Here is a 13,118-nt window from a genome sequence, read left to right on the forward strand (position 1 = left end):
AGCCACTCATCGCTTATCTTGAGTGCGTCACCTTGAATCGTGACACTAGGAACTTCAAACTGGTTTTCGTATCCATCACCGCCATCAAGAATATCTACCGTTAATATAGCATCGGGATTCAACCGCTCAGGAGCTTGAGTCTCAGAAGTTGGGTTCTCTCTTTCTTGCACTGCTGGCCTAGTAACATAGCCATTAGAAACGAGTTGCTCAGGTAAAACGGCGCGAATATAGGCAACAAAACTTAACCCACCAGAAGACTCACTAAAATCTCGAACGCTCTGATTAAAAGTGGATTCAATACCGTTTTGAGATGCAATTAAAAGTTCATTCGAACTCGATTCATCCTCACTTGTTGTATCTTCATTAAATGCGATATCGAGAATGTCAGTATTAAGAACAACCACCTCTACTTCTGGAACTAATTGTTCGTTAGGCAACATTTGGATCCAAGAACCGTCACTTAAAACCGCCCAAAGAACATTACCGACTTGAATGTAGAGTATTGGCTGCATAATTCGCCCCATATGAAACAACGAACTTTAAGTATGGTCGACGAATGTGACTGTTCAAATGAAACTAGAAAAAACATGGCCCTAAATGGCTCTAATGAGATATTGAACCAAAAACATGCCTCATGTATGCGAGAAAGAGCCATTGGGGTAAACTACTTCTGGCGTAACCCATCCACTGGAAATTGATTGAAATTCCCCTTGCTACAATCGGGCTTATATCCAAATGGAGCAGGGAAAGGAATCGTATCGCAGCTTGTTGCAACGGAAGATTCAAACTTTACTCTCTTTCCTATCATGATAGGAAATAACCATGTGGCATTATTTCTTAAATCAAACTCCTCTTTAGGGTCATCAATCAAATTGTATATTTCAGGGATCTGTAATGGGCGCCCTTTCTCCGGCATGATATCTTGATCAATAAAGTGCATCTTGTAATTTTCCCACTTATAAGCGTAGGTTTCAGATCCATTGTTAACGATAAAACCATCTCGATTAGACTTTTCACTATCTCCCTTTAAAAAGGCCCACTGATCAATACTATCTATTGTTCTATCGCTTGGTAATTTGTATCCACCGACATGAGAAAGTGAGGCAAATAGATCCACAACATGGATAATTTCATCACTCACTCTACCCGGTTTGATGTGGTTAGGCCAAGAGGCAATAAATGGTGTTCGGAGAGACCCTTCAAGAGCCGTAAAGTACGCACCACGCCATGGCCCGCTAGAGCCTTGGTATGGCATATGCCACTCTGGACCGTTGTCAGAAAACCAAATCACTAGTGTATTGTCTTTAATTCCTGCTTTTTCTATTGCACCAATAACTTGCCCAGCTCGAAAATCTATCTCAGCTAACACATCTGAGTAATTTCCTTTGCCTGTTTTACCAATAAAATCAGGATGAGGTAGCGTCGGTAAATGTGGTTGAGTAAAAGTAATTACAGAGAAAAATGGCTTATTCTCTTTCACATTTCGATTTATAAAATCTGTGGCATGTTCAACTAGCTCACTGTCAATCGTTCTACGTGAGTCCAAATTATATTCTTTGACCCCTTTAGGATCCTGCCCTGCTCTAGCTGAAAGGATTTGAGGTTTAGGTAATATAGCTTTATAACCGGGTTGAGAGCTATATTCTGACTCATCCGTCGTATTTGCAATGCCATACCATTCATCAAAGCCTTGATCCGTTGGAAAGCGCCCTTTTTGGTCTCCCAAATGCCATTTCCCGTAAAGGCTCGTGTTATATCCTTGTTCCTTAAACTTCTCTGCAATGGTTATCTCCCAGTTCACCATACCGTAAGGCACTCCCCAAACAACCTTATCTGTCCCAGATCTAAGCGCTCGCCTCCCCGTCATGAATGAGGAGCGAGTTGGCGTGCATTGCGGTTCCACATTAAAATTAGTAAGGCGTACACCTTCTCTAGCAAGTTGATCTAAGTTTTTAGTTTCAACACCTCTGGTACTCCCATAGGAACTTAGTTCCCCCCACCCAAGGTTATCAACCAACATTACCACGACATTTGGTGTCTCTTCCGCAACCACTTCTAACGGGATACATAGAAACAGGATAGTTGCTAGTTTATTTTTCATAGTGTCGCCTTTCATTGAAATTCAATCCTGTAAGTGCGTCTTATCACACTTAAAACACACTAAAGTCTAGTCCATGTTAATTAACATTTTTGAAAAACAGGGATTACTTGGAAGCAACAAAAAACCTCTACTATATTCAACTGACTACATTGTCTCATTTGGTGTCATCTCACTCGACTTCGCCATGATGAACACAATTAGTAACGTTATATAACGATAATGGATTCATTTATCGCGGAGGATTTTCATGCGAAACTCGATTAAAAAGGTAATGGCATTGGTCGGTACATTAGCTGCGTCCACAGCCTTTGCTGCCGATAAGCCCAACATCCTTGTGTTCTGGGGTGACGATGTAGGTGTATACAACATTAGTGCGTATCACAATGGTATGATGGGAGGGAAGACTCCTAACATTGATAAAATCGCCAATGAAGGTGCCATTTTCACAGACGCTTACGCACAACAGAGTTGTACTGCCGGGCGAGCCTCATTTATTCTGGGTCAACATCCGTTTCGTACCGGTCTATTGACTATTGGTATGCCCGGCGCAAAAGAGGGTATTCAATCGAAAGATCCTACTATCGCAGAGTTACTTAAAAATCACGGCTATGTGTCTGGTCAGTTTGGTAAAAACCACCTTGGTGATCAAGATGAGCACCTACCAACTAACCATGGGTTTGATGAGTTCTTTGGTAACCTATACCATTTAAACGCGGAAGAAGAGCCTGAGTCTGAGTTTTATCCAAAAGATCCAGAGTTTCGTAAAAAATTCGGACCTCGAGGCGTGTTGAAGGCGACTGCGGATGGCAAAATCGAGGACACAGGTCCCCTTACTCGTAAGCGTATGGAAAACGTAGACCGAGAGTTCATGGATGCTAGCTTGGCCTTTATGGAAAAAGCAGTAAAAGAAGACAAACCATTCTTTATTTGGCATAACTCAACCCGTATGCACGTCTGGACACATTTGAGTGAAGAATATCAAGGGAAGTCAGGTTACGGCTTATACGCCGATGGCATGATGGACCTAGATGATCAAGTAGGTGTCATGCTTGATAAACTTGAAGAGCTAGGCGTAGCAGATAACACCATTGTTGTTTTTAGTACCGATAATGGCGCTGAGAAATTTACCTGGCCAGATGGTGGTACTACACCGTTCAAGGGCGAAAAAGGTACGACTTGGGAAGGCGGATTCCGCGTTCCGATGATGGTACGCTGGCCTGGAAACATTAAACCAGGAACGGTTATCAACGATATCTTTTCACAAGAAGACTGGATGCCAACTCTACTCGCAGCTGTGGGCGAACCAGATGTGAAAGAAAAACTATTGAAGGGTCATAAAGCAGCGGGCAAAACCTTTAAAGCACATTTAGATGGCTACAACCAACTTGATCTGCTGACTGGTAAAGCTGATGAAGGCGCACGCAAAGAAATCTTTTACTTCGATGCTGGTGGTAATTTAAACGCCGTTCGTTATAAAGACTGGAAGATCCACTTCAGTATTATGGAGGGTGCCATTAATGAGGCATACCGCAAAACACCGAGTTGGCCTTTGATTGTAAACCTTCGTATGGACCCATTCGAGGTCGGTCCAGATGCAGCACTTTACGTCAGACATTTTTACGCTGATCAAATGTGGATGTTCGTTCCTGCTCAAGCTATCGTGCGTAAGTTCCTAGAGACATTTAAGGAGTTCCCTGCAACAAAAGGTAGCTCGTTAAGTATTGAAAAAGTGGTAGAAACAATGACACAGCAACCTAGAAACTAGACCCTAGGTATCGAAGCTACTGTGGAGTTAACTAAGGCCTCAATTGTGAGGCCTTTTATTTCGTTGCAATTGTTTGGTTGCAGCAAGTTATGGTCAAACAAAGATTATCATTTAGTGCTCTCTTTAAACACTTGATTCCAATCTTGTTTCATATCGACAAATAGCCAACCTTGCTCTTCACCTACTTTAAACGATTTATCTAACTTACCAACATGAGAATCTTTATCATACGCCCATTCGCGCTTGTCATCCGTGTGATGGATAATCGCAGAAAATCTTGGACCTGAACCTGCTTTCGTCCACTCTAACATCTGTAAATCACCATCAGAATTACCAAACGCCATTACCGGACGTTTGCCAATGAAGTTTTGGATCGTCACAGGCTTTACTGCTTTGTCATTGACAAAGTCTATTTCCGGCATACGTTGGATGGTAGGTTTTCCATCAACACTTTGATATTCCGCCTTTAACGTCGTTCCCACGATGTTTTGCGTTGGAATGCCGTATACTTCCGGCGCCCAAACGCGCATAAATTCAATTCCGCCTCCAGAAACGATGTAGGTCTGATAGTCGTTAGCTCTTAAATAGTCGAGCAGTTCGAGCATAGGTTGATAGACCATTTCAGTGTATGGTCTATCCGTTGTTGGATGGACAGCCGTTTTCAACCATTCCTTAACTTCTTGATGAAACTGTTCAGTAGACATTCCAGAATGGGTTGCCATAACAAGCTTCATTACACCTTCTAGTCCTTGTTTACCAATCCCCTCCATGTCACCTTTTAATGCGGAAGCAAAGGGTTCGGTTGTCTTCCAATCAGGATGCTCAGAGGCCATTTCTTTTACTCTATCAATCGCAAAAAACAACTGTAGATAAACAGGCTTTTCTGCCCAAAGTGTTCCATCATTATCAAACGTCGCGATTCGTTGGCTTTCAGGAACATAGGAATCCGAACCTTGGGTCGTTGTTTTCGTAACAAACGCCATAATAGCTTGCTTAGCGTCAGTGTTGTTCCATGACGGAAGTGGATCTTGCATATCAGCAGCAACAGCATAACTAGACAGAGCAAAACCTGTTGCTAAGACAATCGTCTTTAACTTTATAGCCATCTTAATTCCTTATATTGAGGTGCTAGGTGCGAATCCAATCAAAAGTATAGTTCAATTGAAACAGGCGCATATTGAACTGACATATCCAACGGCCACCAAAGAGTGACGCCGTCACTAAATTGGTTCACTATTTTATTGAAATAGGAACATGGAATTTACCGATTAGAGTTTAAATTCATTGGCTTCAACTGATGTAGAGGCACTTTTACGTCCCTTTTTCTGATTGAGCTCTTCAATAACATAGTCGGGAGCGACCTTCGTTAGCTCTGTTAAACAGTCATCCGTTTTAGGGTTGCCGTATCTGACATAGATGTCACACACGGCATACAATTGTTCTGGAGCACCGGATATCAAATACGCTTGCTCAAAAGCGTTGACAGACTTCTTCAAGTCTAACTCTTCTTGCAGAACACCATTTAAATACCAAAAGTAACTATTCGTCTTTGCCATCGTCGCAGCTTTGTCTATTTCAAACGCCGCTTCTTTCTTTTTGTCTAATCTAACCAAAGCGAGAGATTTAGAATAATGCAGCGAGGCATCTTCTGAATTTAGCTTGATACCCTCGTCAAGCACGTTGATAGCTTTTTGGTCTAGCTGTTGCGCTCGGAAGTTGTCTGCATAGCTTAACCAAACTTGAGGGTTGTTTGGCTCAAGCTTAGTTAACTCTGGGTATATCAGCGCCGCTTTATCCCAATCACGATGCCAACGGTAAACGTCTGCAAGTAATAACTTGGAAACATTATCGTTCTTACTGGACAAGTGTGCTGTCAGCTCTGAAACAGGCCCTTCAAGTGACTGCTGTTGCTCTGAACTCAAATTGGCGTAATCTCGAACGAGGTTAATCGCTGCTGTAATTCGCACCATGGCGGCGTCATCACTCAATAATGGTGAAATCAAACGCCAACGGTGCTCAATCATATATGGCTGTGCTCCCACAATCGCAGCTTCGCGAATACCTGCATCTTCATCCTGCAACCCACGCGCAACTGCAACCAATGCATTTTGGCTTGGATAGTTGGCTAACTCACGTAAAGCATCAATACGTTTTTCTGAAGACAACTTTTTATTTTGCGCATCATAAGACAGCTTTTCGACTCGTTGCGCCGGTGTCATTTGAGCTTCTTGTGGAGTGACAACCGTTGTCGGCGATACTTGATCTGGGTCTAGCAATGTTGTTTCTTGTGCCACCACGGCTTGACTCGTAGCAATGCCGATCGAGATCACGAGTAATAATTTAGAGAGCAGCTTAATTTTTTGCATTCAATAACCTATATTCTTTCATTTCCGGGCCTGTAGCAGGCGTAGTGACTATCTTAAAACTTCGTTTCAAACACAGTCTGTGTTTGAGTAGCTTGCTGGCGTAGAATCTGGTCACTGTATTTACCGTGAACCACTGGGTTACCTGTCGCTCGTAAGATGTACGCCATCGACTGATCAACATGGGTAAAAAACTTCTTCCAACCCGCGCAGAGATAATTAAGACCAGGCTCACCTTGCCTAGTACGGATAAAACGGTTTTTGGGACATTCTCCAAAACATGCAAATTGATAATCACATTGAAGGCACTGTTGGGGCAGCGTACGACTTTTAGCAAACCCAAATTTCTGCTGCTCAGAGCTATAAGCGAGCGTATCGAGCTTTTCGTGATGAATGTTTCCAACCTTATATTCTGGGTACACGTAATGATCACACGCAAACACATCACCATTAGGCTCCATTGCTAAGCCTTTCCCGCAGATTTCACCTAACGTACACAGTGGGTTTTTTCTGCCCATCCAGGTTTCGATACTGGCTTCAAAGTACTGCACAAACACGTTGCCGATATCGTGTAAAACCCATTCATTGAAAATCGCGATCAGAAAATTTCCCCATGCTTCATCCGCAACGCAAAAAGGCTCAACAACGGCATCTTTATGACCTGGGATCAACCGTTTATCTCCTTGCTTTAGTTGCTCGTTTAGCTCCCAAGTTTGAGGGGCGGTTGTTCTGAATGTTTTCTGCTCAACTATTGGAATAAACTGCATTTGAGGGGAGCGTACTTCATCTCGCAAGAATCGGTACACTTCAAGTGGGTTACGGCCGGTCAAGTTGTTAACACAAGTGAGCGTAGCAAACTTTACTTCGTGCTTATGTAATAATTCAACCGCATTCATAACTTGCCGGAATGTGCCTCTACCAGCTCGGTTTGTTCGGTAAGCGTTGTGCATCATTTCTGGGCCATCAATGCTTAAACCGACGAGAAAGTTGTTCGCCTTTAAAAACTCACACCATTCATCGTTAAGCAGTGTGCCATTAGTCTGGAGATCATTGGAGATCGTAATGCCATCGGGACGGTATTTATTCTGTAGCTCAACAATTGTCTTGAAATAATCCAAACCTAGCATTGTCGGCTCACCACCCTGCCAAGAGAAAATGATTTCAGGTGTATTCTGTCCCGCTATATATTGACGGATATAGGTCTCGAGCGTTTCCTCATCCATGACTGGTGAGCAGCCTGGCTTGTACTCAAGTAAATCTTGTTTGCTTAGGTAATAACAATAGGTGCAATCGATATTGCACACTGCACCGATAGGTTTCGCCATGACATGTAATCGCTTGGATGCTTTTCCATTGAACTGCGGACCTTGAGTTATGTGCATTCATCACCTTCTTAGTTGCTAGCCTGTGCCCAACGGCGTTAAGACTAATCATTAAGTTAATCGCCTAGTGTGATGATAATGTTCAATTATTCGTGGCGCTTGTTATAGTGTGTATAACTGTTTTTCATAGACTTGCCTGATAAAATTCTTTGATCATAAATGTTGATGGAGCTCCCCTATGAAGCATTCCAAAAGTAATACTCTTTACCTTGGTGCCGCTATTTCGATTTCGCTAATTATGACTGGATGTGCAACAACACAACCTAGCCCTCTTGCTCAAAAAATCGATCAAGATATGGTTCTTATTGAAGGCGGACAATTTACGATGGGCTCGGATAATCCATCAGCAAATAAATCCGAGCGCCCGGCCCGCACCGTTCGCGTGGATGATTTCTATTTGGCAAAATTTGAGGTAACCCAAGAGTTATTCGAATCGGTTACAGGATCTTCTCTGAGCTATTTTAGAAACCCAAATACGCCCGTAAATAACATTAGCTGGCAACAAGCCAATTATTTTATAAAGAAATTGAATGAAAAAACGGGAGAGCACTATCGTTTACCCACCGAAGCAGAATGGGAGTTTGCAGCGAAAGGGGGGAATCTAAGTCAAGGATTCACTTACGCGGGGTCTGATGATATTAACGACGTTGCCTGGTATGCCAGTAACTCAAACAATAAAGCACACAAGGTAGGTCAGAAAAAACCGAATGAGCTTGGCTTATACGATATGACGGGTAATGTTGGTGAGTTTGTTATTGATGCCTTTGATGAAGGCTATTACAAATCGGCACCAAGTGATAATCCGGTAAACGCAAAAGATGAAAAAGAAAGCCTTGCACACAAGTCTGTACGAGGTGGTAGCTTTGCCTATGATGCTGACGAATCCGAAAACTATCGTCGCGATTTTGCTAGCCAGTCAGTCATCATGTCCGACATGGGGCTGAGATTAGCGAAAGACGCTGATTAAACTAAGTAAGAAAAAAATGGAGCGATAAAAGCTCCACTTTTGGTAATTAGCTCCTATTGACCCCAACAATAGAGGCTTTAAGCTGATCAATAGCTTGTTTAGGTGCATAGTGACTAAGCTCTTGTATGCACCTATCGAAAGCAAAAGCGACAGCACCTTTTTTATGATTTCTCGCTAGAACCTCGCATTGAGCAAACAAGTGTTGTGGATTGCCTCCGACTTCAAATGCTGTATGCAACGCTTTACTGGCTTCTAGAACATCGCTTTTTTCTAAAGCTAGACCGTACACGTACCAATAATGCGCATTAGTTTCACCAATTTCTGCGGCGCGTTTAAGTAGCTGTTTCGCATCATCAGCTTTGCCTTGACGTAACAAAGAAAGACCTGCGCTGTATGGTAATGTGCTGGATTTAGGTTGAGCTTTCATCCCTTGTTGTAGCACCGTGAGCGCAGCTTCTTCTTCACCTAGGTGGCGATACAAATCTGCTAGGTTAACGTAGCTATTTTCGAAATAGGGTTCGATACTGATCGCTTGTTTATACAGCTCGGCCGCTTTGTCGATTTCACCTAAGCTGCGGTACACATTCGCCAAATTGGTTCTTCCGAAACCACGATCGGCATTAAACTCTTGAATTTCCATGTACTCTTCTAAAGGCGATTTAATGATATCTTTTTGTAAAGGGGTCATTTGTGCGTAGTTCGCTACCAGCACCGAGGCAGCTTCCGCTCTCACTGAAAGCACCGGGTCACCAAGCAATGGCTCTAGAATCCGCCACCGATCATGAAATTCATAACCAGACGAGCCTGAAATTGCCCCTAATCGAACCATTTCATTCTCATTCTTAACGGCCCTAGCCAAAGATACTGTTGTATTTTGGTCAGTATTGCCCCCCATTCTCTCCAGGGCTGAAGCACGAATAATGTCTTTTAACGACGAATCCTGAGCAGAGTATGCCAACGCATTTGCTGCTCCTTGATGACCAATTGAATCCGCATAAAATGCGACAGCAAAATGTTGCTGATTACGATACTTCGAATTCGGGTACCATTTTGCTATCTGTTCATCGGCCCATTGATTGCTTTTATCTTCATGGCATGACATGCAAACATTGGGCGTTCCAATATGTTTGCTCAAATCCGGTCGTGGAATATGCCAACTGTGGTCTCTACGAGGATCGACTTGCATGTAAGTCGTTTCTGGCATGTGACAAGTCGTACATTGCGATGCTTCAGATCCAGCCTTATGAAAGGTATGCTTTTCAGGTGTATATTCCGATGCAATATGGCATTGCGAACATACTGCCTCTTCTGGGATCGTTAACTCTGCCGTGTGTGGATCATGGCAATTAGTGCACGTGACCCCCTTCTCCGCCATTTCAGATTGAAGAAACGAACCATAAACATAATCTTCGTCGTAAATCTGTCCATCATGATAGTAGAGTTCAGGTGTTATAAGACTTAAGCGATATTTATCAAAAAAGGAACCTTTAACATGATCACCTGTTTCATTTAACTGGGTTCGGCGACTATGGCATTGAGCGCATGTTTGCACTTGATTGGTTGCTTCAATTGATTTCGGCTGTAACGTACTATGGCCTTCCTCAAACACCCAATCCGACACTGCTTTAGACAAATTTCGATCAAAGCCATAATGGCTGTCATGCTCAAAAGACGTGCCAGCATTTTTGTATTTCTTGGCCAGTTCTATGTGCTGACTAGCAGGACCATGGCATGCTTCGCATCCCACATTAATCTCTGACCATGAGCTGTTGTAAGTGTTTTTGTCTGCGTCGTAATTCTTCTTTAGGTTCGTTGAATGGCAATCAGCACACATGAAGTTCCAATTTTGCCCGGTATTGGTCCAATAGAATTCATCCGTTGTTGTCGTTTCTGGATAAAGATGAAACCAACGCTGTCCCCCTTCAACTTTAGCTCTTGTGTCCCAAGCAAAAGGAATAAGCTGCACGCGTCCATCTTCAAACTCGACCATGTACTGCTGTAATGGCTCCCAGCCAAATGTATAGCTGATCTTATAGTCATGCCATTGCCCGTCAGCACCTTGAATATTGACCCAAAATTCGTCGCCTTTTTTAAAAAAACGATTAGGCATTCCTTTGTGCGTTACAACATGGTTATCAAAATCACCACGTACAGAGGTTGTACTTGCATGCTTCATGGCCATATCGTGATGTGACCCTTTCCAGGCCGCTACCTCGTTTTGGTGGCAATCTATACAAGCTTGTGTGCCAGCATATTCTGGATTTAAGCCTGAAGGAATATTTGGTTTCTCTATTAATAACTCTTGAGAAAAAGCCATAAAACTGACAACAACGTTGACCAGCAATAAAATACGAAACCGGCCTGCCCACTGACTCATAGATATCCTTATATTTATAATGTACAACCTAAATCAATATAGACACTAAATCACTGGTTATACAAATAATTACAAGCAATACATAACGACTTTAGTATTGCTTTAGGACCGTAAAACAAGCGAGCATCCTATTGTTTTTCATTTCCATCCCCTCTTCTACTACGCAATAAAAATAAGGCTCTTCAGTGATCTAAATCTACTTTACGAATCTCTACAAACTAACAGGATAATCCTATTTCTTCTTAATTAACAAATGGTTACTACCTAGCAATAACTTATGGTTATATCGAGTATAAGAGGATTTTTCTATATACATCATTAACTTATGCAGCAACTAAGCATAAGGCTCACTTGTGCTTATCTTTACTCTCAACAATCTGGAGTTTTTATGGCAAATCAATTGAGCAAAATCGCTGTAGGCGCAGGACTGTTAGCGGCGTCCAGTGCTGCTATGGCAGCCGACAAACCGAATATTCTGGCAATTTTTGGTGACGATATCGGCTACTGGAATATCAGCGCATACAACCAAGGTATGATGAGTTACAAAACGCCAAACATCGACCGTATCGCGAATGAAGGTGCGTTGTTCACAGATCACTACGGACAACAGTCTTGTACTGCTGGTCGAGCGGCCTTTATTACGGGTGAAGAGCCATTTCGTACGGGTTTGTTAACAATTGGTATGCCAGGCTCTGACCACGGCATACCTGATTGGGCGCCAACCATTGCAGATCTGTTAAAAGAACAAGGTTACATGACGGGTCAATTTGGTAAAAACCACTTAGGTGACCAAGATAAGCACTTACCGACAAAACACGGCTTTGACGAATTCTTCGGTAACTTATATCACCTAAACGCAGAAGAAGAACCTGAAACTTATTACTACCCTAAAGACCCAGAGTTTCGTAAAAACTATGGCCCTCGTGGTGTCATTAAGTCTTATGCCGACGGTAAGGTTGAAGACACTGGCCCGATGACACGAAAACGTATGGAGCACGCAGATGAAGAGTTCCTAGAGAGCTCTTTGGCATTTATGGAAAAAGCAGTTAAGGCGGATAAACCCTTCTTTATTTGGCATAACGCCACTCGTATGCACGTTTGGACTCGCTTGCAGGAAAAATACCAAGGCAAATCAGGTGTAAGCATTTATGCCGATGGTATGCTGGAACACGATGATCATGTAGGTGTTTTACTCGACAAGCTGGATGAGCTAGGTGTTGCAGACAACACTATCGTTATCTACTCAACGGACAACGGCGCAGAAACCATGACTTGGCCAGATGGTGGCGCAACACCATTCCATGGTGAAAAAGGTACAACTTGGGAAGGCGGTATGCGTGTTCCTCAACTGGTTCGTTGGCCAGGCGTAATTAAGCCAGGAACCAAGATCAATGAAATGATGGCACACCAAGACTGGTTGCCTACATTATTGGCAGCTGCTGGCGTACCTGATGTAAAAGAAAAACTGGCAGAAGGCTACAAAGCAAATGGCAAAGAGTGGCGTGTACATTTAGATGGTTATAACTTCATGCCATACTTTGAAGGTAAGGAAGAAAAAGGCCCTCGTGAGTCGCTGCTTTACTTTACGTCTAATGGTGAATTAAACGCTGTCCGCTGGAATGACTGGAAACTTCACTTTGCAACGCTTGAAGGGAACCTAAGTAACGCAGTTCGTTTTGCTCCGAACTGGCCTAAAATCATCCACCTACGCGCTGACCCATTCGAAAAAGGCCCAAGCGAATCACAAATGTACTTGCGTTGGATGGCTGACAACATGTGGCTATTTGTACCTGTACAAGACGTTGTGGGAGAGTTCTTTAAAACACTCCCAGAATACCCAATGCAGCGTGGCACAGCGATGAACCCTGCTTCACTAAACTACGACTCTCTAAAAATGCAAGAGAAGCTGCAACAACTAGACAAAGTTGAACAAGAAATCAGCAAGTTTAAGTAAACTAAGTTAACGTTAGTTAATCAGTAACATAAGCCAGCAGACCATTCTGCTGGCTTATGTGTATCGCCACATAGGAACTTACTTAAATCGCCTGTTTAGCCTATACAAAGTGGGCATTGTGAGTACAAACTGAAAAGTAAATTACCACCTTCTAAAGAAGGTGGCTTTGTGTGAGCCCCCTAAAAGGGGGCCTTTGTTTAGTCCAGCGC

Annotated in this window: 9 protein-coding genes; 3 read left to right on the top strand and 6 right to left on the bottom strand. The window is 42.9% G+C overall.

Features of this window, described 5'->3' with window-relative positions; genetic code table 11:
• Both R7Q09_RS23640 and R7Q09_RS23645 read right to left on the bottom strand, forming a co-directional pair.
• Window positions 1–512: hypothetical protein (locus tag R7Q09_RS23640; protein WP_318071298.1), on the bottom strand; the 512-nt coding region annotated here is incomplete at its 3' end.
• 152 nt (window positions 513–664) lie between these two features.
• Window positions 665–2,101, bottom strand: a complete 1,437-nt coding sequence (locus R7Q09_RS23645) for an arylsulfatase (protein WP_225455402.1) — start codon at window positions 2,099–2,101, stop codon at window positions 665–667.
• A gap of 247 nt (window positions 2,102–2,348) precedes the next feature.
• On the opposite strand from R7Q09_RS23645, the gene R7Q09_RS23650 reads away from it, so the two are divergent.
• A complete protein-coding gene (locus R7Q09_RS23650) occupies window positions 2,349–3,866 on the top strand; it encodes an arylsulfatase (RefSeq protein ID WP_005377761.1) in 1,518 nt (505 codons plus the stop codon).
• A gap of 107 nt (window positions 3,867–3,973) precedes the next feature.
• Here R7Q09_RS23650 and R7Q09_RS23655 read toward each other — a convergent pair whose 3' ends face one another.
• The 3 genes from R7Q09_RS23655 to R7Q09_RS23665 form a co-directional block, all read right to left on the bottom strand.
• A complete protein-coding gene (locus R7Q09_RS23655; RefSeq protein ID WP_318071297.1) occupies window positions 3,974–4,972 on the bottom strand; it encodes an HAD family hydrolase in 999 nt (332 codons plus the stop codon).
• Window positions 4,973–5,134: 162 nt separating this feature from the next.
• Window positions 5,135–6,232 carry a hypothetical protein gene (locus tag R7Q09_RS23660; RefSeq protein WP_318071296.1) on the bottom strand — a complete coding sequence of 366 codons (1,098 nt, stop codon included), beginning with the start codon at window positions 6,230–6,232 and terminating at the stop codon, window positions 5,135–5,137.
• Between the two features lie 53 nt (window positions 6,233–6,285).
• Complete coding sequence (locus R7Q09_RS23665) at window positions 6,286–7,611, bottom strand: anaerobic sulfatase maturase (protein ID WP_318071295.1); 1,326 nt, start codon at window positions 7,609–7,611, stop codon at window positions 6,286–6,288.
• A 238-nt stretch (window positions 7,612–7,849) separates the two neighbouring features.
• On the opposite strand from R7Q09_RS23665, the gene R7Q09_RS23670 reads away from it, so the two are divergent.
• A complete protein-coding gene (locus R7Q09_RS23670; protein ID WP_411913114.1) occupies window positions 7,850–8,578 on the top strand; it encodes a formylglycine-generating enzyme family protein in 729 nt (242 codons plus the stop codon).
• 46 nt (window positions 8,579–8,624) lie between these two features.
• On the opposite strand, the gene R7Q09_RS23675 is transcribed toward R7Q09_RS23670, so the two are convergent.
• Window positions 8,625–10,955: a tetratricopeptide repeat protein gene (locus R7Q09_RS23675; protein WP_318071294.1), complete on the bottom strand. Its 2,331-nt coding sequence runs from the start codon at window positions 10,953–10,955 to the stop codon at window positions 8,625–8,627.
• Window positions 10,956–11,343: 388 nt separating this feature from the next.
• Here R7Q09_RS23675 and R7Q09_RS23680 point away from each other — a divergent pair, with 388 nt between their 5' ends.
• Window positions 11,344–12,909, top strand: coding sequence for an arylsulfatase (locus tag R7Q09_RS23680; RefSeq protein ID WP_171343228.1), 1,566 nt, complete (start codon window positions 11,344–11,346; stop codon window positions 12,907–12,909).
• Window positions 12,910–13,118: the final 209 nt, after the last annotated feature.

This window comes from Vibrio sp. 2130-1 (assembly GCF_033339515.1).

Excerpts from the sequence above, each read along its gene's own strand:
- R7Q09_RS23645 (WP_225455402.1), bottom strand. The coding sequence starts at position 2,101 with ATGAAAAATAAACTAGCAACTATCCTGTTTCTATGTATCCCGTTAGAA.
- R7Q09_RS23650 (WP_005377761.1), top strand. The coding sequence starts at position 2,349 with ATGCGAAACTCGATTAAAAAGGTAATGGCATTGGTCGGTACATTAGCT.
- R7Q09_RS23655 (WP_318071297.1), bottom strand. The coding sequence starts at position 4,972 with ATGGCTATAAAGTTAAAGACGATTGTCTTAGCAACAGGTTTTGCTCTG.
- R7Q09_RS23660 (WP_318071296.1), bottom strand. The coding sequence starts at position 6,232 with ATGCAAAAAATTAAGCTGCTCTCTAAATTATTACTCGTGATCTCGATC.
- R7Q09_RS23665 (WP_318071295.1), bottom strand. The coding sequence starts at position 7,611 with ATGCACATAACTCAAGGTCCGCAGTTCAATGGAAAAGCATCCAAGCGA.
- R7Q09_RS23670 (WP_411913114.1), top strand. The coding sequence starts at position 7,850 with ATGACTGGATGTGCAACAACACAACCTAGCCCTCTTGCTCAAAAAATC.
- R7Q09_RS23675 (WP_318071294.1), bottom strand. The coding sequence starts at position 10,955 with ATGAGTCAGTGGGCAGGCCGGTTTCGTATTTTATTGCTGGTCAACGTT.
- R7Q09_RS23680 (WP_171343228.1), top strand. The coding sequence starts at position 11,344 with ATGGCAAATCAATTGAGCAAAATCGCTGTAGGCGCAGGACTGTTAGCG.